Origin of the sequence: Pseudoalteromonas sp. R3, from assembly GCF_004014715.1 — a bacterium.
In the GTDB taxonomy this organism is placed as follows: domain Bacteria; phylum Pseudomonadota; class Gammaproteobacteria; order Enterobacterales; family Alteromonadaceae; genus Pseudoalteromonas.
Map to the genome: position 1 here is coordinate 2,831,125 of NZ_CP034835.1, position 25,137 is coordinate 2,856,261.

Genomic DNA, 25,137 nt, shown 5'->3' on the forward strand with positions numbered 1-25,137 from the left:
CCCTGCGGTCCCACCTCAACAGATTTGGTGTTATGAAATACTCTTGAAATAAAGTGAGCAGGAAAAAGCATAAAGGAAAATACAGGTCAGTTTCTTTTAGTGTAACTCAATGTCGAGGCAATAGTGAGCTAAGTGATTTAAATTTATACCAATTTGCTTAATTAAGTGTTCTATTTTGAGGCGAGAAAATATGTTCGATAACTAGGCAAAAATTTTGCTATTTAGTTGTTCTAAATGAGAAATTTTTAACACAGTTAGCGTCATATTTGCTCCGTCAAATTGAACAGGTATTAAGTAAAATTGGTATTGTAAGCTTTTGGAAAGTAATTATGAGATATAGGATAACCGATTGGTGCGAATGGGGGGACTTGAACCCCACGAGCTATGCTCACCACCCCCTCAAGATGGCGTGTCTACCAATTCCACCACATTCGCAATTCGGTGTAATGCATGTGTGCTTAAGGAGCACAAAGATTTTCGTTTTAAAGAGCCAGTGCATTGCTGGCTCAAAGACTTGGTGCGAACGGGGGGACTTGAACCCCCACGAGCTATGCTCACCACCCCCTCAAGATGGCGTGTCTACCAATTCCACCACGTTCGCTAAGGAATTTTAGTTCGGTACGTCCGAGTTATTCTGAGACTCTTCTGAAGCTGGTACGTCCTCGCTTGTAGGTGCAACTGTCGCAGCTGGCGCTTCCAAGTTTTCCCACTGATCAGCTTGCTTAATCTGGCTTGCCGTCATGCTGCCAAGAACAATACTTAGCACGAAGAATACTGTTGCAAGTATTGTTGTTGTCTTAGTCATAAAGTTACCAGCACCAGATGACCCGAACACAGTTGCCGATGCGCCAGCGCCGAATGAAGAACCCATATCTGCGCCTTTACCTTGCTGGATCAAGATCATACCGATCAATGACAGCGAGACAACCAAATAAATAACCAAAAGAATCTCGTACATTTACTTATCCCTTTGCACTTTCACAGATAGCCTTGAAGCTTTGAGGTTTGAGGCTTGCTCCGCCTATTAGGCCACCATCAATATCTGCTTGTGCGAATAATAATTCACTGTTACTTTCATTGACACTACCGCCATAAAGAATGCGTAGCGCCTCTGCAACCTGTTCATCATAACTGCGTAACAAGTCACGTATATACTTATGTGTTTCCTGAGCTTGTTCCGGCGTGGCTGTTAAACCAGTACCTATAGCCCAGACTGGCTCGTATGCTATCACAGAATTAACCAGTGATGCTATGCCTAATTTTTTAATTACAGACTCAAGCTGTTGTTTAACAACTTCTTCTGTCTTGCCTTCTGTTCTCTGCTCTTGGGTTTCACCAATACACAGAATAGGAGTCAGACCGCTCTTTTGTGCTTGCGCAAATTTGTTGGCGACGTCGTCATTTGACTCACCGTAGATACTGCGCCTTTCTGAATGGCCAACCAAGGTATAATTTGCGCCCAGAGATTTAACTAAGGAAGCTTGTGTTTCACCCGTGTACGCGCCGGCATCGAATTCTGACACAGTCTGTGTGCCACACTCTAAACCTGCTGAGATTGCTTCAGAAAGCAGAACCGCCGGAGGAAAAACCAACACCTCACGTTGTTCGCCTGTGACTTGCGCATTCACCGCTGCAATTTCTTTTATCAGCTCTGGCGAGCCGTTCATTTTCCAGTTGCCTGCGACGATTGGCTTTCTCTGTCCCATGTATTACTCCGTGTCAGAAAGCGGGTGAGATACTAACGCCACTCACCCTAAGTTACAAGAAAAAATTGTGGTTTTTTGTTTAGTTGCTCACAGATTCAACGACCTGAGCAATTTTGGTGGCAAAGTCAATAACTTGCTTTTCTTGCTCGGCCTCAACCATAACGCGGACAACCGGCTCAGTACCTGATTTTCTCAGTAGCACTCGCCCCTTATCACCCAAGTCAGATTCCACGTCTCTAACGGCTTGTTGCACAGCTTCTGCTGAGACAGGATCAGTTCCTTTGGCGTACCGTACGTTGATCATTTTCATCGGGTATTTTACAAACCCAGCGCCTAAGTCTTTGAGAGTCTGATTTTGTGCAACCATCGCCGCCAATACCTGAAGGCTCGATACAATACCATCCCCGGTAGGAATGAGATCGAGATTGAGTACGTGCCCAGAGCTTTCACCACCAATCGTCCAGCCGTGCTCCTGAAGCTTGCTTAATACATAGCGGTCACCAACTTTACTGCGCTCAAAAGGGATACCTTTTTCTTTAAGCGCATTTTCCAGTCCCATATTAGACATGACAGTGCCCACTACACCGCCTTTTAATTGCCCGCTACGCTGTGCTTGAGCTGCAATAATATAAACAATGTCATCGCCGTCGAATACGCGACCATTATGGTCTACCATCATCACACGGTCACCATCACCATCGTATGCAATCCCGACGTCGGCCTGGTGCTCCAATACATGGCGTTTGAGTGCATCCACATGCGTTGCACCGCACTTTTCGTTGATGTTAACTCCATTGGGTTCACAAGCCGTGCATATAACCTCTGCTCCCAGTTCACGCATTACAGCAGGAGCAATGTGGTAAGTAGCGCCATTAGCACAGTCTAAGACAATCTTGAGTCCCTCCAGAGACAAGTCGTTAGGGAACTGTCCTTTACAGAATTCTATGTAACGACCATCTGCGTTTTCGAGACGTCTTGCTTTACCCAGTTTATCTGAAGCAACACAAGTCATCGGCTCGTCAAGCATAGCCTCAATTTCCAGCTCAACTTCATCAGGTAGTTTCTTTCCATCACCACCGAAGAATTTAATACCATTATCATGATAAGGGTTGTGAGACGCACTAATCACAATCCCGGCTTCAGCACGAAAAGTCTGTGACAAATATGCCACCGCTGGTGTAGGCATTGGGCCCAGCAGAACGACGTTGATACCCGCAGCAATGAGTCCGGCTTCCAAAGATGTTTCCAATAGATACCCTGAAATACGCGTGTCTTTTCCTATAATCACTTTTTTAGTGCCAGACTTGGATAATACTTTACCAGCTGCCCAGCCTAATTTGAGTGCAAATTCAGGTGTGATTGGAAACTCTCCCACCAAACCCCGTACACCGTCGGTACCAAAATATTTTCTTGTTGTCATTCATTTACTCCATGCGTTGCTGCGCGCCAAACCCGCAGCACATCATTGGTTTCTTTTACATCATGAACACGTATGATCTGCGCACCCTGCTGAGCACATAATAATGCTCCGCTGAGGCTTGCAGCCAGGCGCTCATCTGTATCCCGATTAAGTAATTTGCCAAACATAGATTTCCGGGATAGTCCGGCCAGAACAGGAAGTTCCAGTTCAGCAAAATATGATAACTGCCCTAACAGCGAGAAGTTGTGCTCCAGCGTTTTCCCAAAACCAAAACCTGGATCAATAATAAGGCGCTCACGTGCTACACCAGCTTCCTCACAGCTAGTAATACGTGACTCAAAAAAACTGCGAATATCCTCAAACAGGTCCTGATAGGTAGGAGCGATTTGCATTGTTCTGGGCTGACCCTGCATATGCATCAGGCAAACAGCGACGCTGTCATAGCGAGCAGCAACCTCGAGTGCACCAGGCGTTTGTAAAGCTCTGACATCGTTGATGATGTCTGCACCAGCTTCTATCGCAGCTGCCATCACCTCAGCTTTGCTGGTATCAATCGAAATAATGCAATCGGACTGCGCACGAAGGCCTTCAATCACTGGAATAACTCGGCTAAGCTCCTGCTCTAACGACACATCAGGCGCACCCGGTCGTGTTGACTCGCCACCAATATCCAGAATATCAGCGCCCTGCTCTAATAAGATCAAGCCATGATTGACAGCGCTGTCAGATTGAGAATACTTGCCGCCATCTGAGAATGAGTCAGGAGTTACATTTACTATCCCCATTATCCGGGGCATCGTAAGGTCGAGTCTACGACCACGAGGAAGTTTAAGCTGAAGCATAATTCGCCTGTTGAAATGCCTGTATATAAGCACATTTTAAAAAAAACTGCCACATTAAGATAGTAAGCACTCGCGGTGGAGAGCCTAACTGACATCATCTGAATGGCCGCTTACTCATACCAATGCACCTATTGTGATTACTCATAATATACAGCCTGAAGGTGTAAGCGTTGTTATACATAATGCTCTAAAGCGCTCAGCTTGCTTAAGGGCGAATTGGTATGAAGCTGTTTTCTTAAAATATAAAAAACCCCAGCTCAAGCTGGGGTTTCAATTTGTTAATTGTAACTCAGGTTAGGACTTATCATCAAGTTCTGAACCCGGCGCAGATTCACTTTCGCGATTGTCATCGTTGCTGCTCGCGCTAGTTTGTTTCTGGGCATTACCATTGTCTGACGGCTTACGATCATGGGCATCTCTGGGTGGACGCACTTCTTTTCGTTCCATCAAGTCGTCAATCTGACCTGCATCGATTGTTTCATACTTCATCAATGCATCTTTCATAGCGTGTAGGATATCCATATTGTCCTTAAGAATTTGCTCCGCTCTATCGTAGTTGCGAGTTACAAAGTCCTTAATTTCAGCATCGATAAGCTTAGCCGTTTCATCTGATACACCAGCCATACGAGATGACCCGCCACCCATGAACATTTCACCCTGTTCTTCCATGTACATTTGTGGACCCAACTTCGGACTCAAGCCCCATTGTGTCACCATCTTACGAGCGATGTCTGTTGCTCGCTCAATATCATTACTGGCACCGGTTGTTACTTTATCATCACCATAAATAATGGCTTCAGCAATACGACCGCCGTAAAGACTGGAAAGCATAGACTCAAGATGTTCTTTTGAGTGACTGACTCTATCCTGCTCAGGCAAATACATAGTGACACCCAGCGCTCGACCACGCGGAATGATAGACACTTTGTAGACAGGGTCATGTTCTGGTACCAGTCGACCTACAATAGCGTGACCGGCTTCATGGTAGGCAGTCATTTCTTTTTCTTTCTCGGACATAACCATAGATTTGCGCTCAGCACCCATCATGATCTTGTCTTTGGCTGCGTCAAACTCAGCCATGCTCACTTTACGTTTGTTACCACGGGCTGCAAATAGCGCAGCTTCATTAACCAGGTTAGCCAGGTCAGCACCTGAGAAACCAGGTGTACCGCGTGCAATGACTGATGCCTCAACATTTTCATCAAGAGGTACTTTACGCATGTGTACGTTCAGAATTTGCTCCCGACCACGTACATCTGGCAAGCCTACAACAACCTGACGGTCAAAACGGCCAGGACGAAGCAATGCCGGGTCAAGTACATCGGGACGGTTCGTCGCAGCAATTACGATAATCCCTTCATTACCTTCAAAGCCATCCATTTCTACGAGCATTTGGTTGAGAGTCTGTTCACGCTCATCGTGACCACCGCCCATACCGGCACCACGTTTACGACCAACGGCATCGATTTCGTCGATGAAAATAATACAAGGAGCCGCTTTTTTAGCTTGATCAAACATATCACGTACACGTGACGCACCCACACCCACAAACATTTCTACGAAGTCTGAGCCAGAAATGGTGAAGAATGGAACCTTTGCCTCGCCAGCAACAGCCTTTGCCAGCAAGGTTTTACCTGTACCAGGAGGACCAACCATCAACACCCCCTTAGGGATGTTACCGCCAAGCTTTTGAAACTTAGATGGGTCGCGTAAGAAGTCAACCAACTCAGTCACGTCTTCTTTTGCCTCGTCACAGCCTGCAACGTCCGCAAATGTAGTTTTTACCTGATCCTCGCCCATTAGACGGGCTTTACTTTTACCAAATGACATGGCGCCTTTGCCACCGCCCCCTTGCATCTGACGCATGAAGAATATCCATACACCAATTAACAAAAGCATTGGGAACCAGGAGATAAAGATATTGGCCAGGAACGACTGCTCTTCTGGTGCAACGCCTTTAACGTTTACATCGTTCTTAAGTAAGTCGTTAATCAGATCATCGTCGTACAATGGCATAATAGTTTGGAAACGCTCACCATTGTTTTTGATCCCTGTAATTGTGCCAGCTGTCCGGTCGATGTTGACATCGCGGACGACACCGCTGCGCACTTCGTTCACAAACTGAGTGTAACTAGTTTGGCGATCCGCTTGTTCGCCACCATTGAAGCTCTGAAATACGGTCATTAGCACGACAGCTATTACCAGCCAGAGTATTAAGTTCTTCGCCATATCGCTCAAGGGGTTAACCTCTTGTATCTAAAATAATTCAAATTCGTCTTAAAAGCGTTTCAACTGTACTACAGTTTGTAGCCCGTCGCCACTATATATACTTCACGAGATCGGGGGCGTGACGCTTTTGGCTTGCGGATTTTAACCACTTTAAAGGCATTACGCACATCCTGTACAAATTGATCAAAGCCTTCACCCTGAAACACTTTAACAGTAAAAGCGCCGTTAGGCTTGAGCACCTGATGACACATGTCGAACGCTAGCTCAACCAGGTACATACTGCCCGCCTGATCTATCACAGTATTACCGCTCATATTAGGCGCCATGTCCGAACATACCACATCAATATTTTTGCCGCCAATTCGGTCTAGCAAGGCGCCCAAAACAGCCTCCTCACGAAAGTCGCCCTGAAGAAATGCAACGCCTGGTAAAGAGTCCATTGGCAAAATATCACACGCGATCACTTCCCCCTTATCACCCACCTGTTCCGCCAGATACTGTGACCAGCTTCCAGGTGCAGCTCCCAGGTCAACCACATGCATGCCCGGTTTAAACAATTTGTCTTTTTGTTGGATCTCTTCAAGTTTGAAGACGGCACGAGAGCGGTAGCCCCGTTTTTGTGCCTCATGAACATAAGGATCTTCAACATGTTCTTTTAACCAGCGTTTGGAGCTCGCTGAGTGCTTTTTATTTGCCATATTAACTGCAACTCATTAGTAATATTCTTTAGATGGCGTTAGAATAGCGGTAATTCAAGCCTTAATTAGTAAATTGTATCAATATGACATTATCAAATAAACAGAAGCAGTACCTAAAAGGGTTAGCACACGACCTAAAACCTGTTGTTTTGCTCGGCGGTAACGGGCTGACAGAGGGGGTTCTGTTAGAGATTGAGCAATGTTTAGACATTCACGAACTCATTAAAGTAAAAGTCCCAACTAATGACCGTGAGACCAAACAGCTTATCTTTGACGCCATTGTTCGTGAGACAGGCGCTCATAAAGTTCAGGTGATCGGACACATCATTGTGCTATATCGCCAAAGCGAAGACAAAAAAATTCAACTTCCTCGCCAGTAGCCAGCCGGGCTGACTACCCGTCAGCCTGCGTTTCAGCTGTTCTACTAAATTCGATGGCCTGACGAATGAACTCTGTACTCAGGCCATTGATAACACCGCTTTCTGCATTTAGTAGCAGGCTGAACCCAATCCCCAATTCAGGTAACACAGCCACATCTGTCCGGTAGCCCTGCACCCAGCCGCTGTGATAATACATTAACTCGCCAGAAAAACTATATATGCGCCATCCCAGACCGTAATGCGCTTGTTCAACGTAGTTACGCCATACACGCCGACGCAACTCACGCTTTGTGCGCGTGTAAGGTCGAGACTGAATGGTCAGTGCGTCCAGTGATAGTACCGATGGATAAATACCCAGTTGCGCCTTCAACCATTGGCTCATATCCGCAGCACTGGCATTCACGCCCGCTGCGGGTGCTACTTTATAGTAATGAGGTTTTAACTTTGCGGTATGCCAGCGCTTTTTACCCCGGACATGAGGTGCTGCAAAATTATCGTCTTTGGTCATATGCGCATGTCCTAAACCCGCATCTTTCATACCCAAAGGCGCAAAGAAAAAATGCTCAAGCCAGGACTCGTAACTCAACCGAGTGCTTTGCTTAATGACATCGCCGATGAGACTGAACATAACATTCTGATAGCCGTAACAGATGCCAGGTCTGCAAATGTGTTCCACATCAACCAGTTTCGGATAAATTTTGTCATAACTCATCCTGGACTCAATCAAGTTGTCATATGCATTTGGCACCAGACCACTGGAGTGGCTCAACAGGTGGTATAACTTCGCTTCGCCGTATGCACTATTGGTAAAAATAGGCAGGTGCTCTGCAACTGTATCTTCGATATCGAGCACACCCTGCGCAGCCAGCTTTGCGGTTAGGGAACCTGCAAATGTTTTAGAAACAGACGCTAAACGAAAACGCGTATTGGCCGTGACTTTTTGTCCTTTTCTGACTTTGGTTACGCCTATTCCGACAATATGCTCACCATGCTCGCGGTGCACAATGCTCAATGCTGCGCCCGGTATCGATTTTTCTTTTAGTTTTTGTTTGAGTTGCTTAGAATATGCGTTCACAAATTGCTCCCAGCGCTGCTGCTCGCAGCCTGGGCTAGCCTGAACGACCCAGGTCGTCAGTGCGAATGCAATAATAAGATGATGCAGTGACTTCATAATGATCCGATTCATTAACACGCTGCACATAATATCATGAAGTTTGGCACTGCTCACGCGGACAATCCCTGTTGGCGGTAGAATTTGTTCTACTCGGCCATTGAGATAATGCCAAAGAATTTGTCGTGTTTTAATGCAGCTAAGTGCTGAACTATAAAACTAAATTTAGAGGTATAAGTCATGCGCTGCTTGCTTTCAATTATCGCCTTTGCCGGACTGACGGGGTGTATTGCAACACCGCCAATGGCACCCAAACTGGGCGTACCGGCGAAACCACTGTTAACCAAATCAGTGTATCAACTGTCCTACAGTACTGAGTTAGAATCTGCTCGGATCAAATCCGTTCAGCTGCCTGCTCACCCAGTCAAAAGTGGTAACACGGTTTATATCGATACCAGTAAAGTCAGTATGACGGATACATTACGCAAACAGATTATCCAGCTTTTGAAAGACAAAGGCTTAACTGTTGTTGCCCAAAAAAGCAGCGATTATCATTTAGTCGTTCAACAACTTGACCTGTCTTTTGGTAAAGACAAGGTGTACGTATTGAACAAGCCCGAAGACCCACACCCCTACATTGCTGAATTAGCTCAAACCATTCCGAGTAAGCAGTGTAGCAATATCATTGCTTCTTTGAGTATGCGATTGACGCACAAATCATCATCCGATGTCATTTGGTTTGCTAAGTCGTCTATCAACAGCGCTGGTTACCAGGGTATCCCGTTACAATATACCTTTACAGAAACTGAGAAAGTGACCAATGAACACGCTGTGGTTTCGTTTATTGTTGAACAAAATCAGGATGAAGCACGTCGAGCCAGATACAATCAGGCTGTGGAGATCCCACCCTATCGCGTGGAATCACAAATATCTCCGCTCGTAAAAACGGCCGGTGCCTGTAATAAAACAGAAGTCAGCGCCCTGACCAGTGACATGATGTACCATTTAAGTCGCGGCCTGATAGAAAAACTTAATGTATTGCTTTAATAAAGGTTCTAAAACAAGAACACACACTTAATTACACTTTTTACGCGATTCGTACTTATAATTGCAGTCAAGAACATAATTAAAGCAAAGTTAACGAAGCCTTGTCGATCAGTCACTCTGGCAAGCGCAATTAAGGAGAAGTCAAATGGAGCAATACGGCACGATTTTGTTGGTTGAAGATGACGAGTCACTCGCGCAGTGGGTTGCCGATTACCTGAATAATCAGGGCTATACCACAGAATGTTGTTATCGCGGTGATCAGGTTGTCAGTATGGTCAAACAACACGAGCCGGATCTGGTGTTGCTGGATATCATGTTACCTGGACAAGACGGTATCAGTGTATGCCGCGAGCTGCGTCAGTTTTACAGCAAGCCCATCATTATGCTCACAGCCAAAGACGAAGAAATGGATGAGGTGATTGGCTTAGAAGTCGGTGCCAGTGATTATGTCATCAAGCCCGTTCGCCCTCGTGCATTGCTGGCAAGGATCAAGGCAAACATGCGTGTAGCTCAGGACAGTGAATCTAACTCCGATACCAATGCCGTCATGCTCAATGTCGGGAACCTGCGTATTGATACACAAGCACGAAAAGTCATTGTGTCAGATCAGGAAGTAAATGTGTCCAGTGCCGAATACCTGTTACTGCATTTTTGGCCAGCAATGCCGGAGAAGTGGTTTCCCGCGATGCCGTATTTAAGGCAACTAAAGGACGCGAATATGATGGTCTGGATCGCAGCGTAGATGTACTGATTTCAGCACTACGTAAGAAGTTTGGCGATGATCCTCAGAATCCTGAAAAAATTAAAACAATTTGGGGAAAAGGCTATTTGCTTGTACCTTCTGCCTGGTAAACCAAAGGGTTTAGCCTGTCACAGTCCGCGCATTCAGGTGCGGACTCAGCCCCTCTTCGCATCGCCTGATGCAGTCGTGCCTATCTCTGGAGTAGTGAATGAAAAAGCTCTATCTTTATCTTTTAGCCAGCGCCCTGATCTCAATTGTCGTACTGGGCTGGCTGCTTGATACTCTGAGCCAACAAGCTGAACCTGCTGAAGATGCCTTTGCATGGCAGGCAAAGCTGCTGTATGGCGTAACCAATCAAAGCGCCTCTATTCCCGAAACTTTGCGGCCCGCCTATATGGAGCAGGTCAGTAAGGACTTTGACTTACCCATCACCTACAGCACTGGCGATTCACTGGCACTCCCCGTTGAGCTAAAAAACCAAATGATGCAGCCTGAAGGCTTGCTGCTAGAGGATGACATGGGCTATTACCTGTTGAAGTCAGCCCCTTCACTGGCACCAGACTATCTGGAACTCAGATTAGAGAAACCACCTGAACAGTACGACTCCGATGTCTTTCTCACCTTAGCGTTTTACGCGGGTATTTGTACCTTTATGTGGGTTATTTTAGCCCCACTGGCGAAGCGACTTGCCGTGCTGGTCAGTGCTGCGAAACAGTTTGCCAGTGGTGATTTAAGTGCCCGAATAGAGGTCAATCATTTTACCTATATAAAAGACCTGGAGCTCACCTTTAATCGCATGGCAAATCAAATAGAAAAGCTGCTAGCAGAAAACAAGTTGATGGCCTCCAGTCTATCTCATGATATTCGTACTCCGGTAGCCTGTTTACGCTTTGGCTTTGATGCGGCTTTTGAGGAAGACGACATTGAGCAGGTTCATGCCCTGATGCACAGAATGGAAAAAGATCTCGACCAGATGGAAGACATGTTGGCGAGCTACTTGTCCTTTGCCACACTCGAGCAAAAATCACACCTACTCAAATTCGCGCCCACTAAACTGGACGGTTATATCCGTCATGTGGTTGAACAAATGACGCCCAAATTGACTAACAAACAAATCAATGCCAGTGTTTCGGTCCCTGCTCACTTACAGTTAGATGCCGACCCTCACTGGCTGGCAAGAGCCATCTCCAATTTGCTCAGTAATGCCTGCGATTTTGCCAATAAACAGATAATAGTCAGCGCACAGCAATTGGATCATCAGATTGAAATACGGGTCGAAGATGATGGGCCGGGTATAGAAGAAGAAAACTGGGCCAAAGTATTTGACCCGTTTTTTCAGGAACAAGGGCACCGTAATCGCGCAGGCAAAAGCTATGGCCTGGGCCTGGCAATTGTTGCAAAAGTAGTTGACTGGCACCACGGTCAGGCTAGTGTCAGCAGGTCCGACCTGCTAGGCGGCGCTAAATTCACGCTGACTTTTCCCTGTAAAGCACCGAGAAATACTGTCAAGGCTGACTGACAAGCGTTAGATTTATGCTATAAATCAGCTAGATACTAACTAAACATCAACACTGTACTGGATTTTTCAGATTACGCTCAGGATTTAAGCAAAAACTTGTGTTAGATCAATGCAATTTAGGCCTTTTTATTTCCTTTTAATTACAGTAGATTGTTGCCGCCGTCTTTAAAAAAGAGAAGTATAACAATATGAGCACTGTGCGCGGAGAGTTCAGCTCTCGCTTCGGATTCATTATGGCTGCAGCAGGCTCTGCTGTTGGCCTGGGAAACATTTGGGGTTTCCCGACTCAAACCGCCAGTAACGGGGGTGCCGCTTTTGTATTAATGTATTTGATCCTAGCGTTTTGTCTGGCCTATCCCGCTTTGATGGCTGAACTGGTTATTGGTCGTCACGGCCAGGCAAATGCGGTCTCGTCGTTGCAAAAACTTGGAAATAACCCGATACAGAAGAAATTCGCGTTTTTCGTCGGCTTTGGCGGCATCATTTGTGCCGGCCTGATCCTGAGCTTTTACGCCATTGTGGCAGGCTGGATGCTCAGTGCTACCATAGAGCCTGTCGCCAGTACAGTCGGTGCCACTGGCACCGCTCAATGGTTGTCAGAGCAATCTCTGGTGAGAGATCTTGGCTTTACCCTAATTTTTGTGGCGCTGACTATCTCAATCATTAGTAAAGGGGTCGAAAATGGCATTGAGAAATGGTCTAAACGTCTGATGCCAGCCCTGTTGATTATACTATTCTCTTTAATTGCGTATGTGCTTACTCAGGAAGGCGCGACAACAGGTTTAAAAGCCTATCTGGTTCCTGATTTTTCTTCTTTGCTCGACCCTGGCTTACTTGTCAGTGCACTCGGTCAGGCTTTCTTCTCTTTGTCGCTGGGTACCAGTGTTATGATCATTTATGGCTCATATATCAGTAAGCAGGAAAACCTGGTTTCTCTGGGCGCCTATGTCACCCTAATCGATGTATTTATTGCCTTTGTAGCCGGTTTGCTTATTATCCCGGCTATGTATGTGGCACAGGCTCAGGGGGTGGAGATCTTCTCAGCTACAGGCCAACTCTTATCAGAGGACACCTTAGTATTTCAGGTTCTGCCTGCCCTATTTGAAGGTATGGGCGGTGTGGGTGTATTCGTTGGGTTTGCCTTTTTTGCTCTTATGAGCATTGCAGCGCTCACCAGCTCTATTTCTATGCTGGAGGCACCGGTGTCATACGCAGTCGAGAAGTTTGCCCTGGCCAGAACACAAGCGACCTGGATCATTGGCGGTATAATTGCAGCCGTGAGCGTGACTATCATCCTCAACTTCTCAACCCTGTTTGGCCTGGTTGTTAAACTAACAACGCAATTCGGCCAGCCGTTACTGGGCATGTTCTGCTGTATTTTCGTTGGCTGGATCTGGCACCGTCAGAAACTACTGAGCGAAATCCAGGAAGGTCATCCGGAAGTTGCATCGTCTCTGTTCTGGCGGATCTGGCCACTGTACATAAAGTTCGTCTGCCCGCTGGCAATCGCGCTGGTCTTTATCAACTCTCTGTAACAAGTAGACGAGTGAAATCTAAGGAATAGAGAGGCAACACAGCCTCTCTTTTTTTGCTCGCCTCTTCAGAGGATTGTTTTATGGATATGAAAAAGCACGCCTCTGAGCGTGCTTTTTTCAATTATACGATTCTGTGTGGTGGATTAAGGACACCAGAACACGCTGAGCTTAAGCTGCGGATGATTTAGCACAGCCCGCAATGGAATATCTAGTTCAGAGCCTGGTTGCTTCGCCTCTTCATACACGGCGCGCTTAGCCTCTCCACTGATAAGTAACACTGCATGTTTTGTATGAGCAATGCCTGCCAGTGTCAGGCTCATACGCTCAGTGATACTCCCTGTAACTTCACTTTGTTTAGCATTGATTGCGCAAACAAGATCAGACGTTTGTAGTGCCTGCTCAAGCCCCTCTGCGTGAGGAAACAAAGAGGCAGTATGACCGTCCGGGCCCATTCCAAGAATGGTTATGTCGAACGGTGCTTTCAACGCTGTATAAGCTTTTTCACAGGTAGCCTGACCAGCCACTGCCGTTGCTTCGGCATTTTTCATGGTCACAAACTCAGCGGTGCTTGCTTCGTTTTGTAGCAAAGTCGCGTTGATGAAAGCTTCGTTGGACTTTTCATGATCTGCGTCGACCCAGCGCTCATCAACCATAGCCACGGTGACCTTGTCCCATGACAATGGCAGGTTTGACAAGTGTCTGTAGGCCGGAGCTGGTGACGAGCCACCAGACACCAGCATGGTTGCACGACCGTCTGACGCAATCGCATCACTGAGTGTACTGCTCAGAAGTTCTGCCAGTTTTTCCGTCATCGCCTCTTTGCTATCAAAAAACGCTTCGTTCAGCTGTGCCATTATGCTTTTTCTCCCACATTGAACCAGGCATGGTTATTTTCTTCCAGTAGCTCATCAGCCGCTTCAGGGCCCCATGAACCCGCACGATATAGTGATGGTGTGCCTTTTTCCTGCCAACGTGCCACAATTGGGTCGATCCATTGCCAGGCCTGTCGAACTTCATCACGGTGAATAAACAGTGCCGGGTTATTTGCTGCCGCGTCCAGCATCAGACGCTTGTACGCATCTGAGTGGAACCCCTTGCTGTATTGCTGACTGAGCTCAATGTTCAAAGTAACCGGCTGTAGTTGCATTTCCAGATTATCAAGACGCTTTGACATCAAAGTTAACTGAATGCTTTCTTCAGGCTGCAGACGGATTTCAAGGCGGTTTGGCTGGATCGGGCCAACACTTGGGTCGTAAACATTGTGAGATACCGGCTTGTATTCAACCACTATCTCAGCACAACGCTTTTTCATCCGCTTACCTGTTCTGAGATAAAATGGTACACCCGCCCAGCGCCAGTTATCTATGTGCGCACGGATAGCAACAAAGGTTTCAGTTGTACTGGAACCTTCGCCCAGCTCTTCAAGGTAGCCAGGCACTAGTTTACCGTTCAGGTCGCCGGGTACGTACTGTCCACGTACCACATTGTCATCAACATCTTCACCAACCAAAGGACGTAGCGCTTCAAGCACCTTAAGCTTTTCGGCACGTATGCTATTGGCATTTAACTTTGATGGAGATTCCATAGCAACTAGGCATAGCAACTGCAACAAGTGGTTTTGAACCATATCGCGCAATGCGCCGGCCTTATCATAGAAGCCAGCACGGCTTTCGAGGCCAACGGTTTCAGAGATGCTGATCTGAATGTTGTCAATTGACTTGGCATCCCAGAGGTTTTCAAACAAAGCGTTAGCAAAACGCAATGCCATCAGGTTCTGTACGGTTTCTTTACCTAAGTAGTGGTCAATACGGAAGATCTGGCTCTCATCAAAGAACTGTGCAATCTTACCGTTTATTTCTTCCGCCGACTTCCCACAGTAACCAATTGGCTTTTCAACCACTACTCGAGAATTTTCAGTGATCAGGTTTTTCTGCGACAGCAGCTCACAGCAGGTACCATACACAGCAGGTGGTAAGGACAAATAGAAGACACGAGACTTTTCCTCGCCATCTGTGTCCAGAATATCTTTCAGAACATCCCAGTTATCATCTGACGCGGTCACATTGACAACCACAGGCACCAGGAATTGCGAAAAGGCTTTCCAGTCTTTGGCATTAAACTCCCCTTCACTAAGGTGAGATTGAAGTGCCTGCTCTGCCGTGGCGAGGTATTGTTCTCTTTGTTCTTGTGCACGGACGGTAGGCAATACGCGTGAGCCTTCAGGTAAATTACCTTCTTGATACGCACGATACATTGCAGGTAACAACTTTCGTAACGCTAAGTCGCCGCCCCCACCAAAAATTACGATATCAAAAGGATTAAGCATAATTATGTCTCACAAGGTTAGGCGCGTAGCACATCAGTGCATCACACGCTCGTTAGTTAAAACCGTTTTCCAGTCTGACTGTAGACTAGCAAACACTGCTTTCATGCTGGATTTGAATTCGATTGCACAACCTGACAGTACTACTGATGATACCCGATTTGTTGTGCCGACGTTCAGTTGGGATGATAACGTATTACCGATTTGATACGTTCGTATGTACTTCGTCGTGACGACTACGTCATACATCCCCAATAAGAGTCTGTCCGTCACTGCTTGTTGGCTCTGATAAAGCCAGTTTACCCGCTTGCCAGTTATAAGTTATGACAAAGCGAATAAATTTGAAAAAATGAGCCTTAGGGGCACTGTAATTCCTCTCACAAAAATACAGGCCCTAAGCACTCCAGCGCTACCCGTTCAAAGGTATTCTTTTCGTTCGTGCCCTGGTAGCAATCGGACACCTGACACTCCTGCCAGTGGTCAGTTTTTAAGATCGATTCTGTTTGTAGTACGCTATCAATCCGGCTGTAGAGCTGTCGTGTGTGTGCTCTACCCCTTCTTGCGTAAGCTCTGCTTCAATGGCACTGGCTAGCCCTTTGCCCAGCTCAACACCCCACTGATCAAATGAACAAATCTCCAATATAATGCCTTGGCAGAATATTTTATGTTCATATAGCGCTATCAGGCGACCAACCGCCTTGGCATCGACTTCATCCAAGATCATCGACGTTGTAGGTCGGTTTCCTTCGTGGATTTTATGCGGCAGCAGACGCTCAATTTCAGCTTCCGACTTACCTTTTTTCGCCAAGTCTTCGCGTACCTGTTGTTCATTCACACCTGCCATCAGCGCTTCTGTCTGCGCAAAGAAATTAGACAGTAAAATATCATGATGTTTATCAACATTGCGCTGTGGTTTAACTGAGGCGATAAAATCAGCAGGTACAATTACGTTCCCCTGATGCAGGCACTGGTAAAATGCGTGCTGGCCGTTAATACCGGTCATGCCCCAGATCAATGGTACGGTTGTGTAAGGTACTGTTTGCCGTCAAAGGTGACGTGCTTACCATTACTCTCCATCTCACCCTGTTGCAGGTAAGCAGGCAGCATATGTAGTGCCTGATCATAAGGCAAAATAGCTTGCGACTGATAACCCAGAAAGCTGGTATTCCATACGCTCAAAAGCGCCATAATCAAGGGAATGTTGTGCTCAAGTGGTGCGTTTTTAAAGTGCTCGTCAACCTCAAAGGCCCCTTCTAAAATGGCCTCGAACTTGTCGTAGCCAAGGTATAATGCGATGGGTAACCCGATAGCACTCCACAAAGAGAAACGACCACCCACCCAGTCCCACATTGTGAATACATTTTCGTCGGCGATACCGAATGCACGGGTCTTTTCAAGATTCGTACTGACCGCTACAAAGTGCTTGGCTACCTCGGCTTCGTCTTGTGCAGCATCTATAAACCAGGCAACAGCAGAGCGTGCATTAGTCATGGTCTCTGACGTCGTAAACGTCTTTGATGAAATAACAAATAAAGTCGTCTCAGGAGATACCTTGTCTAATACATGGGCCAACTGAACACCGTCTACATTAGACACGTAATGTACGTTAAGCGTATCGTCAGCATATGAACTAAGCGCTTCTGTGACCATCTGGGGGCCCAGGTTCGAACCACCTACCCCAATTGCTACAACATCCTTAACTGATTTGCCAGTATAACCACGCCAGTCACCACTGCGTACCTTGTGGCTGAAAGCTTTGATTTTCTCGAGCTCTGTATTGACCTGATCCATGACGTTTTCGCCATCGACATAAATCGGTGTATTCCCGCGGTTACGCAATGCAACGTGCAAAACAGCACGATCTTCGGTGATATTAATCTTTTCACCCGCAAACAGCTTGTCTCGCCACTGAGCCAGCTCACATTCCTGCGCTAATTTAATGAGCTGTTCAAACGTGTCTTTGTCTATGAGTTGCTTCGAAAAATCAAACAACAAGCCCGGGATCTGACGAGAAAACAGTTCAAATCTGTCTGGGTCTTGCTCAAACAAAGATTTAAGATGTTGTGTCTTCAGCTGCTCTGATGCTGTTGTTAAAGCCTGCCAACTCTGTAGTTGTGTACGGCAACTCATAAAAATTCCCCTAGTGACGATGCGTTTTCAGAACAATAAAAATTGTAATTATCACAAGTGTTAAACGGTGTATTGCGTTAAACATAAGTTAAAATGACAACGCTGTCAAATAGCTAATAATCAATTTTACATTGCGCATAATACCCGAATTTTGACTTTTTGACACCGGTATCATTAATTTATTTGGTAGATTTTTTGCTGCTAATTTGAGAGTAAATTGGATAGACTAGAAGCATTAAATGATCATTTTATGAAATCAAGGCACGGACTATACCGAGTAAAAACCCGACTGCGAGTCATCAGGAATGCGCAATGATCGCGCTATAAAGTACGCAGTTAGTCGCTTGTACACAATATAGTACCACCTTCTCTCACAGAAGAAAAACAAGATGAAAGTAACCATCAACGATGTAGCAAAACACGCTGGCGTGTCGATGAAAACCGTATCGCGCGTGATCAACAAGGAACCATCGGTACGCAAAAAAACCTACGATCAGGTGATGCAAGCCGTCAAAGAGCTTAACTACCAACCCAATACTGCCGCACGGAACCTGGCTGGTACGTCTTCATTTGCCATTGGTCTGGTTTATGACAACCCCAATGCTTACTACATCATAGATATGCAAAATGGTGTTTTGTCTCGGTGTAAAGAAGAGGGATACGAGCTGGTGATCCACCCTTGCGACGCACAGCGCGAAGATATGCAGGCAGAGATTGCCACTATGATCAAGCGTTCGCGCCTTGCTGGATTGGTGCTAACTCCGCCTTTATCGGAGCAACAACCTATCATTGATATGTTGGATGAACTGGGCGTGAGCTATGTTCGCTTATTATCTGGTCACAACGAGCAGGAAGAAAACGCCAGAAACTGTATTTATGTTGATGACTTTGCAGCCGCTTATGAGATAACAGAACACCTGATAACGCTGGGACACAAACACATTGCATTTGTTTGTGGTGATGAGGAACACAAATCAACAACCGAACGACTGGCAGGTTATAAACAAGCCTTAGCCGATCATCAGATAGCCTTCAACGAAGACTATATATATAAAGGCACCTATTCTTTCGAATCAGGTGTTAACGGCGCAAAAGCATTACTTAAAGATGGTAACCCTAATCAGATCACTGCAATTTTAGGAGGTAACGATGAGGTGGCCGCAGGTGCGCTATTTGCTGCACGTTTAATGAATATCGAGATACCCGCTCAGCTGTCCATTTCCGGCTTTGAGGACTCACCTTTCTCGCGCCAGACATGGCCAAAGTTAACGACTGCGCATCAGGCCAATAACGTGATATCGGAACATGCTGCACGGTTGTTGTTTTCTAAGACCCGCGGTAGCCGTAATCACGACAAAGACATAGTTACCACGTTTACGCCAAATATGGTGGTACGAGAAAGTACCGGCCCGGCACCTCGATAAACCACATGCCCCGGCAAGGCCGGGGCACACATGCATCAATTCAGCGCCAACCCACCAGCCAGATTGGCTACCCTGTCAAAACCGAGCAAAGCAAGCGTGTTGCCTGCTTGCATTGAGCGATTGCCTGTTCGACATACTAACAGATAATGCTGCGATGAATTCAAAGCACCATTTCTCAGCACATCCGTCATTCTGCTCAATGGGATATTCAGTACCCGGCCGGAAGCCAGCTCACCGAACAACTCCGTGATCCCACGTCTCGAGACATCCGACTCATAAGGTTCACGACAGTCAATAATCACGCCCTGATGAGATTGCAGCCAATCTCCGGCAGCCGCTTTATTGAGCGACTGAACCGATGGCACTGCCGAGTCCATAAGTGCACCAAGGAAACGCTCTCTGAATGTGGTTGAATCGCGATCCATACCAGCTTTTTGCTCCACGAATTCATCAGTGGAGCATGCTCCGTTAAGCAACCGACCCAAGAGCGGGCTTATCTGCACTTGCGCATGCCAGTTAATAGCAAAACACTGCTGATAATCTAATGCGCTACATATCAGACTATTGTCATCAAGCACCTCGTTGAGACGGAGCAAAGTTGCCGCCATTGACATCGCGCGTGAGGTTTCACCCTGACTATCTCCCAACCCCTGAGGAAGTAATAACTTACCAACGAAGCAGGCAGACACATCCTCGCCCTGCATAAGCAAATAACAGCGTTCTTGGAAATTGCTATCTGCCAGGGAGAGTTTTTTCAGAGCCCCCTGTAGCAGGCCACCTGACTCGCCTTCAGGCCAGCCGAACTCATCCACGGCTCTTTTATCAGTCAGATTGTGGGCTAACAGGTTCACGGCGTCGGTGGCCTGCTCACTCAAGTACGTCTTAAGCAATGCACTACATCTCAATCCCTGTTTGTCGAGTAAACGCTGCAATCTGGGCACCAGCTCCGGAACCGGATCAACGATCACCGCTTGTTTATCAGTTGTCACATACAACCAGCAGCAAGCGCCCTGATGGCGTAACTGGGTTAGTCCTACGGCACAGGCTTCCTGCTCAGGTGCAGTACTATCCGACACCACCAGGCAGTTATTCTCTAATATAGGCTTTAAGTTTTTCAGCGTATCACATGCACGGCGGATCTGGGCTTCACTGTCAGCAGGCCCAAATGAAAGCCGGATGGCATTCTCGCTTTGCCAGTCAGGCGCATTCATCGCATCCAGTACAAAACTTCGACTGGAGCCCGAACTACAGGCAGAACCACCACTGACACGAATACCCGCCGCATCCAGCAGGTCAATCACCTCTTTGCTGGTCAGGTGATCTACCGAAAAATTCAGTGTGGTCGGAACAGACAGCGCAAAGTCATGATGAAAGGTGACTTGTTTAAACGTCGTCTTAACGGCTTCAGCCAGCATACTACGATGCTTTTCAAGCTGCGCCACTGAGTTAAAAGGTGAGTTTTCTTTATCGAGCAACATATCAAACAGTTTGCTGAGCGCGGCAATACCCGGGATATTCTCTGTACCGGAACGCATGCCCGATTCCTGGCCGCCACCTGCGATAAAGGGTGTATAGGGACTGCCGCTGCGAATATATAAAAACCCAATCCCTTTCGGTGCATAGAGTTTATGTCCAGAAAACGGGGCGTAATCAATCGTAGTTTGAGACAGCTTAAGCGGTAGTTTACCCAGCGCCTGCACACAATCTACCATCCAGGCCGTTTGCGTGTTACCTTCGCGGATCACCTGCTCCAGGCGAGCCAGATCCTGCTTAACTCCCGTTTCGTTGTTCGCAGCCATAGTACAGATCATTACGGCTTGCTCAATATGTTCGGCGATAAAGTCCAGATCCAGTAACCCCTTCGAGTCTACCGGGATTTCCAGGATCTGAGCATTCAGGCCAAGTAAGCGGTTCCAGTGTTTTAGGGTATTTGGCACAGCCTTATGTTCTGTCGCGCCGTACATTAGAACGGGGTGTGCATACTGCTTGTTTCTTTGCTGAACGTAATCACTGAGCGCAGAAACAATTGCAGTCTGTATTCCTTCTGTTGCGCCTGAGGTAAAAAGCAATTCACCACTTGTTGCCCCAATCACCTCCCGACCTTTGTTTCTGGCCTCTTCCATCAGGTGCTTAGCTTGAACACCCGTAATATGGGCACTAGAGGGATTACCAAAACAAACTTGCATGGTATGTACCACAACTTTGGCAATCTCGGGTAATACCGGTGTAGTGGCATTAGCATCGAGGTAGATTAATTGGTCTTGCTCAGACTGGATCACACGGCGCTCCTTTATAACAATATAGAATATCATATTCCATTCTACACAAAAGGCAGTGCAAGCATAATAATCATTTGCTGTATAAATGAAGATCGTTATTCCAAAATGGTACAAGATAACATTCGGGAAGGAGCACAAAAGCAACAGGTGACGCGAATTCGCCACCTGTCAGATGAGAGAGATCAGTCAGCCTCAGAGGCCAGATATTCCTGATGCTGAGTTGACCAGGCGTTGAGAAGTGCTTTTACCAGTGAGGCCAGAGGAATTGCAAAGAACACTCCCCAGAACCCCCACAGACCGCCAAAGAACAATACGGCAACTATGATATAGACAGGGTTGAGATCAACCGCTTCTGAAAACAATAAAGGCACCAGGACATTACCATCCAATGCCTGGATCACACCGTAGACCACTAACACAGTCCAGAATTCAGGGGCGATACCAAACTGGAACAGCGCAACCGCGGCAACGGGTAAAGTGACTACAGCCGCGCCAATGAAAGGGATCAAAACCGAGAACCCAACTAAAGTGCCAAGTAAAGCGGCATAACGCAGATCCAAAATGGTGAACGCGACAAAGCTGGATAAACCCACTATGATGATCTCAAAGACTTTACCTCGAATGTAGTTCATGATTTGGTGGTCCATTTCTTCCCAAACCTGATTAATAAGGCGTCTTTCTTTTGGCACTAACTGTAACAAGCCTGTGGTTAACTGGCTTTTATCCTTGAGCATGAAAAACACTAACAAAGGCACCAGCACCAAATAAATCAGCCAGGCCACCACGTCTTTAATCGAAGTCAGAGACGCTGACACGACCTGCTGTCCGAATTCAAACAACTTAGTTTCAACCGTCCCAACCAGGTTTTGCACCTGCTCGGCGGAGATAAGGTTTGGATAGTTATCGGGCAAATGCAACAAATAGTACTTGCCCTCTTCAATCATTGTCGGTGCTTCTTGCACCAGATTACTGGTTTGTGTCCATAACACCGGCAAAATGCCAAACATCAACGCCAGCATGACACTCACAAACACCAGCATAACAATATTGGTCGCCATCTGTCGGCTAGGCACTAGCCGTTGCAGACGAGTAACCGGCCAGTCTAATAGGTAAGCGATCACAATAGCCACCAATACCGGGATGATAAAAGTCCCAAAGAAATACAATAGCGCGGCCATCGCCAGTAACATCAGCAACAGCGTTACTGAGTTTGGATCTGAAAACTTGGCCCGATACCAGGACTTAATGAGTTCAATCATTTACACACTCCACTTGTATAAAAAATGGTTCTGACTGTTGATTATGCTGAAATACCATATCTTGACTGTCTAAATAGCGCATTACATCTCGCAGGTCTTGTTCTTTCGTGTAAAAAAATCGCACGGCATCTGCCTTAAGCTTCGCCTGTTTAAGCTGCCACTTGAACTGAACAAAAAGCTGCGGACACCGCAAAGGGCGTAAATCATATTCTATCACTCTGCTAGGGCCTTTTTTAATTCTACTTTCAACCTATTACAACTCTTTTGCTGTACCTTAGCACGTTTCGGATTTACTCTGTCTGCAAACCGTATAGCCTGAACTCGGTCAATGCGTTATCCTTATAACAGAGATAGTGTTTTTTCGGATTTTCACATGCCTGGTGCGAACAACAAGGCGCGTTTGCCTGACAACCCAACCTTAAAAGAAATAAACTGGTTTAAAAAACAAATTAACTGGGGTGAGTTGCCGCCATTTTATCATCTTGTTGCCTCTTCGGTTAGCGAAGGTGAAGGGATTTTTCAACATGGATTTGATCACGCCGTTAAACGTCTGCTAGACAAACGGAACTGGAACTTATCTTTGCTTGGTGGATACGAAGACGAAAATGGTCTTATCCACTGTGATAATGCACCCGCTTTGTCTTTGCATCAGGTATTTACGGACCGCGGTTTTGAATTGTGGGCTTACCCCATTGCCAAAGGGGTCAAAGTCGACAGATACCTCAAAGACAACAAATATCTTGAGTTTAACGTCTGGGACCCACATACCATGAAAGTCCTGTTGCGTTTCAATCAGCTCCATAAGTTTATCGCTTTTTATTTTGACCGGGGCGATACCGCAGACAAAGCGCTTATCCTTCACGCGCACAAGGTGGTGCACAAAACATTGACCATGCTGCAACGAGAATTGAACGTTATTAAGGTCGATGGGGTCTCAATAAAAGACTTTTATATGTTATGCGAAAAAGACGCCCGGGCATGCAGCGATGAAGTGGACATTGCCAAGATCATGCTCGGCGATGATATAAATAAGGATTAGAATGCAGTTAAAAAAACTGTTTCAGGCATCTGTGTGTGCCCTGTCACTGACTGTTTCGACCTCAGGCTTCACTCAGTCCTCATTAAAACTACCTGATTTGGGCACTTCTGCGGTACAAGTACTCCCCATAGATAAAGAGCAAGCCATCGGCGAAATCATGATGATGCAGATCCGCTCAGGCTCTAAGCTTGTGCAGGATCCTGTGCTTGATGAATACCTTTCAGCATTAGGCAATAAACTGGTTGCCAATGCCAATGATGTACGTTTTCCCTTTTCATTCTTTTGGGTTGAAAATAAAGATATAAACGCTTTTGCGTTTTATGGTGGACATGTTGGCGTGCACACCGGGTTGATGGCACAGGCCGACAACGAAAGTCAATTTGCCTCAGTACTGGGGCACGAAATAGCCCATGTGACACAACGTCACCTGGCACGAAGGATCCAGCAAGCAAAAGACAACAGCGCGCTGACAATTGCGGGTATGATCACCGGTATTCTGGCGACCGTTATCGCCCCCGACGCAGGCATGGCTATCCTGTCAGCCAGCTCGACTCAGTCTGCGCTGAACCAGCTCACTCACAGCCGAAAAGCTGAACAAGAAGCCGACCGTTTTGGTATGCAGACTTTGTATAATGCGGGTTTTGATCCAAACGCCTCCAGTGAGTTTTTAAGCAAACTGGCCGCCCAGGTGCGCTTTAAAAACAAAGCGCCGGTCTTTTTAATGTCTCACCCGCTGCCCGACTCCCGAGTGTCAGACGTGCGTCTGCGTGCGCAGCAATATCAACAAAGGTATGTGCCAAAAAGCCGACAGTTTCAGCTAGCGAAAAGCCGGGTTATCGCCAGATATCAATTGGAGGGTAAGGCAGCACAAGCCTATTTTGAACAGGCATTGAAACAATCCTCCGACTTGGACAAAAGTGCACTGGAATATGGACTGGCCATCACTTACCTGGATCAGAAAAAACTGGACAAGGCACAAAGCTTAATGGACAAGCTGTTAAATGCTGAACCAAACAACCTCTTCTATCTGGACGTATACACAGATCTGCTACTGGCAAAAAAAGACTATACAGCGATCACTAAGCTGTTAGGCGAAAAACATGAGCTTAGACCCAACAATCAGGTTATCACGCTCAATTACGCCAACGTCGCTATTAAAAGCGAGCAATATAAGCTGGCCGAGCAACTTCTGAAGGTCTTTTTACTGGAAAAACCGGGGCATGTTCTTGCCAGGCAGCTGCTTACTGATACTTACAAAAAAATGGATGCCAAAGCAGACTACCATGAAAGCCAGGCCAGCCTGCTTAGTCACTATGGTGCCTTTATGCGGGCGGCAGACGAAATTCAGAAGGCGCTTAACCACGTTGAAAAAGAAGAAACCGTACGTCGGTTGCGCTTAAAAGCCTTACTAACTCAGTACCGGGATATGCAAAAAGAGCTGGCTAAACTCTAAG

Annotated in this window: 18 protein-coding genes, 2 tRNA genes and 2 pseudogenes; 8 read left to right on the forward strand and 14 right to left on the reverse strand. The window is 46.6% G+C overall.

Annotated elements, in window-relative coordinates:
• Positions 1-350 precede the first annotated feature (350 nt).
• From ELR70_RS17345 to rlmE, 8 genes are all read right to left on the reverse strand, one after another.
• Positions 351-435: transfer RNA gene (locus tag ELR70_RS17345), tRNA-Leu, on the reverse strand.
• An 80-nt stretch (positions 436-515) separates the two neighbouring features.
• Positions 516-601: transfer RNA gene (locus ELR70_RS17350), tRNA-Leu, on the reverse strand.
• A 9-nt stretch (positions 602-610) separates the two neighbouring features.
• Positions 611-958, reverse strand: a complete 348-nt coding sequence (gene secG, locus ELR70_RS17355) for a preprotein translocase subunit SecG (protein WP_054017082.1) — start codon at positions 956-958, stop codon at positions 611-613.
• A gap of 4 nt (positions 959-962) precedes the next feature.
• Complete coding sequence (tpiA, locus tag ELR70_RS17360; protein ID WP_054017083.1) at positions 963-1,706, reverse strand: triose-phosphate isomerase; 744 nt, start codon at positions 1,704-1,706, stop codon at positions 963-965.
• Between the two features lie 79 nt (positions 1,707-1,785).
• Positions 1,786-3,126 (reverse strand): phosphoglucosamine mutase, encoded by a 1,341-nt coding sequence (gene glmM, locus ELR70_RS17365; RefSeq protein WP_054017084.1) that lies wholly within the window; start codon positions 3,124-3,126, stop codon positions 1,786-1,788.
• Positions 3,123-3,968 (reverse strand): dihydropteroate synthase, encoded by an 846-nt coding sequence (gene folP, locus ELR70_RS17370; protein ID WP_054017085.1) that lies wholly within the window; start codon positions 3,966-3,968, stop codon positions 3,123-3,125. Before folP ends, glmM begins: the two co-directional genes overlap by 4 nt.
• Before the next feature lie 294 nt (positions 3,969-4,262).
• A complete protein-coding gene (ftsH, locus tag ELR70_RS17375) occupies positions 4,263-6,197 on the reverse strand; it encodes an ATP-dependent zinc metalloprotease FtsH (RefSeq protein WP_054017086.1) in 1,935 nt (644 codons plus the stop codon).
• Positions 6,198-6,265: 68 nt separating this feature from the next.
• Positions 6,266-6,895, reverse strand: coding sequence for a 23S rRNA (uridine(2552)-2'-O)-methyltransferase RlmE (rlmE, locus tag ELR70_RS17380; protein ID WP_054017087.1), 630 nt, complete (start codon positions 6,893-6,895; stop codon positions 6,266-6,268).
• An 83-nt stretch (positions 6,896-6,978) separates the two neighbouring features.
• On the opposite strand from rlmE, the gene yhbY reads away from it, so the two are divergent.
• Positions 6,979-7,275, forward strand: a complete 297-nt coding sequence (yhbY, locus tag ELR70_RS17385) for a ribosome assembly RNA-binding protein YhbY (protein ID WP_054017088.1) — start codon at positions 6,979-6,981, stop codon at positions 7,273-7,275.
• Between the two features lie 13 nt (positions 7,276-7,288).
• Here yhbY and ELR70_RS17390 read toward each other — a convergent pair whose 3' ends face one another.
• Positions 7,289-8,503 carry a serine hydrolase domain-containing protein gene (locus ELR70_RS17390; RefSeq protein ID WP_128064650.1) on the reverse strand — a complete coding sequence of 405 codons (1,215 nt, stop codon included), beginning with the start codon at positions 8,501-8,503 and terminating at the stop codon, positions 7,289-7,291.
• A gap of 123 nt (positions 8,504-8,626) precedes the next feature.
• Between ELR70_RS17390 and ELR70_RS17395 the strand changes: the two genes are divergently transcribed.
• The 4 genes and pseudogenes from ELR70_RS17395 to ELR70_RS17410 all read left to right on the forward strand — a co-directional run bounded on the left by ELR70_RS17395 (position 8,627) and on the right by ELR70_RS17410 (position 13,229).
• Positions 8,627-9,433 carry a hypothetical protein gene (locus ELR70_RS17395; RefSeq protein ID WP_054017089.1) on the forward strand — a complete coding sequence of 269 codons (807 nt, stop codon included), beginning with the start codon at positions 8,627-8,629 and terminating at the stop codon, positions 9,431-9,433.
• A gap of 145 nt (positions 9,434-9,578) precedes the next feature.
• Positions 9,579-10,285 (forward strand): annotated as a pseudogene (locus ELR70_RS17400) (response regulator transcription factor).
• A gap of 98 nt (positions 10,286-10,383) precedes the next feature.
• On the forward strand, positions 10,384-11,694 hold the full coding sequence (locus ELR70_RS17405) for a HAMP domain-containing sensor histidine kinase (protein WP_054017091.1): 1,311 nt from the start codon (positions 10,384-10,386) through the stop codon (positions 11,692-11,694).
• Positions 11,695-11,882: 188 nt separating this feature from the next.
• Positions 11,883-13,229: a sodium-dependent transporter gene (locus ELR70_RS17410; RefSeq protein ID WP_054017092.1), complete on the forward strand. Its 1,347-nt coding sequence runs from the start codon at positions 11,883-11,885 to the stop codon at positions 13,227-13,229.
• 143 nt (positions 13,230-13,372) lie between these two features.
• Here ELR70_RS17410 and pgl read toward each other — a convergent pair whose 3' ends face one another.
• The 3 genes and pseudogenes from pgl to pgi all read right to left on the reverse strand — a co-directional run bounded on the left by pgl (position 13,373) and on the right by pgi (position 17,682).
• Positions 13,373-14,083, reverse strand: a complete 711-nt coding sequence (gene pgl / locus ELR70_RS17415; RefSeq protein WP_054017093.1) for a 6-phosphogluconolactonase — start codon at positions 14,081-14,083, stop codon at positions 13,373-13,375.
• Positions 14,083-15,555 (reverse strand): glucose-6-phosphate dehydrogenase, encoded by a 1,473-nt coding sequence (gene zwf / locus ELR70_RS17420; protein ID WP_054017094.1) that lies wholly within the window; start codon positions 15,553-15,555, stop codon positions 14,083-14,085. Before zwf ends, pgl begins: the two co-directional genes overlap by 1 nt.
• A gap of 484 nt (positions 15,556-16,039) precedes the next feature.
• Positions 16,040-17,682: pseudogene (gene pgi, locus ELR70_RS17425) on the reverse strand (glucose-6-phosphate isomerase).
• A 389-nt stretch (positions 17,683-18,071) separates the two neighbouring features.
• Here pgi and ELR70_RS17430 point away from each other — a divergent pair.
• Complete coding sequence (locus ELR70_RS17430; RefSeq protein WP_054017096.1) at positions 18,072-19,106, forward strand: LacI family DNA-binding transcriptional regulator; 1,035 nt, start codon at positions 18,072-18,074, stop codon at positions 19,104-19,106.
• A 35-nt stretch (positions 19,107-19,141) separates the two neighbouring features.
• Here the strand turns inward: ELR70_RS17430 and ELR70_RS17435 are convergent, their stop codons facing one another.
• The gene (locus ELR70_RS17435) at positions 19,142-21,385 is read right to left on the reverse strand and encodes an aminotransferase class V-fold PLP-dependent enzyme (protein ID WP_235577141.1); all 2,244 of its coding nucleotides are present in this window, start codon (positions 21,383-21,385) and stop codon (positions 19,142-19,144) included.
• 182 nt (positions 21,386-21,567) lie between these two features.
• On the reverse strand, positions 21,568-22,644 hold the full coding sequence (locus tag ELR70_RS17440) for an AI-2E family transporter (protein WP_054017098.1): 1,077 nt from the start codon (positions 22,642-22,644) through the stop codon (positions 21,568-21,570).
• 373 nt (positions 22,645-23,017) lie between these two features.
• Here ELR70_RS17440 and ELR70_RS17445 point away from each other — a divergent pair, with 373 nt between their 5' ends.
• Positions 23,018-23,683, forward strand: a complete 666-nt coding sequence (locus ELR70_RS17445) for a hypothetical protein (protein WP_054017100.1) — start codon at positions 23,018-23,020, stop codon at positions 23,681-23,683.
• A 1-nt stretch (position 23,684) separates the two neighbouring features.
• Complete coding sequence (locus ELR70_RS17450) at positions 23,685-25,136, forward strand: M48 family metalloprotease (protein ID WP_054017101.1); 1,452 nt, start codon at positions 23,685-23,687, stop codon at positions 25,134-25,136.
• Position 25,137: the final 1 nt, after the last annotated feature.

What these genes read in the sequence shown, in the direction of transcription:
- ELR70_RS17395 (WP_054017089.1), top strand. Translation starts at nt 8,627, where the DNA reads ATGCGCTGCTTGCTTTCAATTATCGCCTTTGCCGGACTGACGGGGTGT.
- rlmE (WP_054017087.1), bottom strand. Translation starts at nt 6,895, where the DNA reads ATGGCAAATAAAAAGCACTCAGCGAGCTCCAAACGCTGGTTAAAAGAA.
- tpiA (WP_054017083.1), bottom strand. Translation starts at nt 1,706, where the DNA reads ATGGGACAGAGAAAGCCAATCGTCGCAGGCAACTGGAAAATGAACGGC.
- secG (WP_054017082.1), bottom strand. Translation starts at nt 958, where the DNA reads ATGTACGAGATTCTTTTGGTTATTTATTTGGTTGTCTCGCTGTCATTG.
- zwf (WP_054017094.1), bottom strand. Translation starts at nt 15,555, where the DNA reads ATGCTTAATCCTTTTGATATCGTAATTTTTGGTGGGGGCGGCGACTTA.
- glmM (WP_054017084.1), bottom strand. Translation starts at nt 3,126, where the DNA reads ATGACAACAAGAAAATATTTTGGTACCGACGGTGTACGGGGTTTGGTG.
- ELR70_RS17445 (WP_054017100.1), top strand. Translation starts at nt 23,018, where the DNA reads ATGCCTGGTGCGAACAACAAGGCGCGTTTGCCTGACAACCCAACCTTA.
- ELR70_RS17410 (WP_054017092.1), top strand. Translation starts at nt 11,883, where the DNA reads ATGAGCACTGTGCGCGGAGAGTTCAGCTCTCGCTTCGGATTCATTATG.
- folP (WP_054017085.1), bottom strand. Translation starts at nt 3,968, where the DNA reads ATGCTTCAGCTTAAACTTCCTCGTGGTCGTAGACTCGACCTTACGATG.
- ftsH (WP_054017086.1), bottom strand. Translation starts at nt 6,197, where the DNA reads ATGGCGAAGAACTTAATACTCTGGCTGGTAATAGCTGTCGTGCTAATG.
- ELR70_RS17440 (WP_054017098.1), bottom strand. Translation starts at nt 22,644, where the DNA reads ATGATTGAACTCATTAAGTCCTGGTATCGGGCCAAGTTTTCAGATCCA.
- ELR70_RS17405 (WP_054017091.1), top strand. Translation starts at nt 10,384, where the DNA reads ATGAAAAAGCTCTATCTTTATCTTTTAGCCAGCGCCCTGATCTCAATT.
- yhbY (WP_054017088.1), top strand. Translation starts at nt 6,979, where the DNA reads ATGACATTATCAAATAAACAGAAGCAGTACCTAAAAGGGTTAGCACAC.
- pgl (WP_054017093.1), bottom strand. Translation starts at nt 14,083, where the DNA reads ATGGCACAGCTGAACGAAGCGTTTTTTGATAGCAAAGAGGCGATGACG.
- ELR70_RS17430 (WP_054017096.1), top strand. Translation starts at nt 18,072, where the DNA reads ATGAAAGTAACCATCAACGATGTAGCAAAACACGCTGGCGTGTCGATG.
- ELR70_RS17450 (WP_054017101.1), top strand. Translation starts at nt 23,685, where the DNA reads ATGCAGTTAAAAAAACTGTTTCAGGCATCTGTGTGTGCCCTGTCACTG.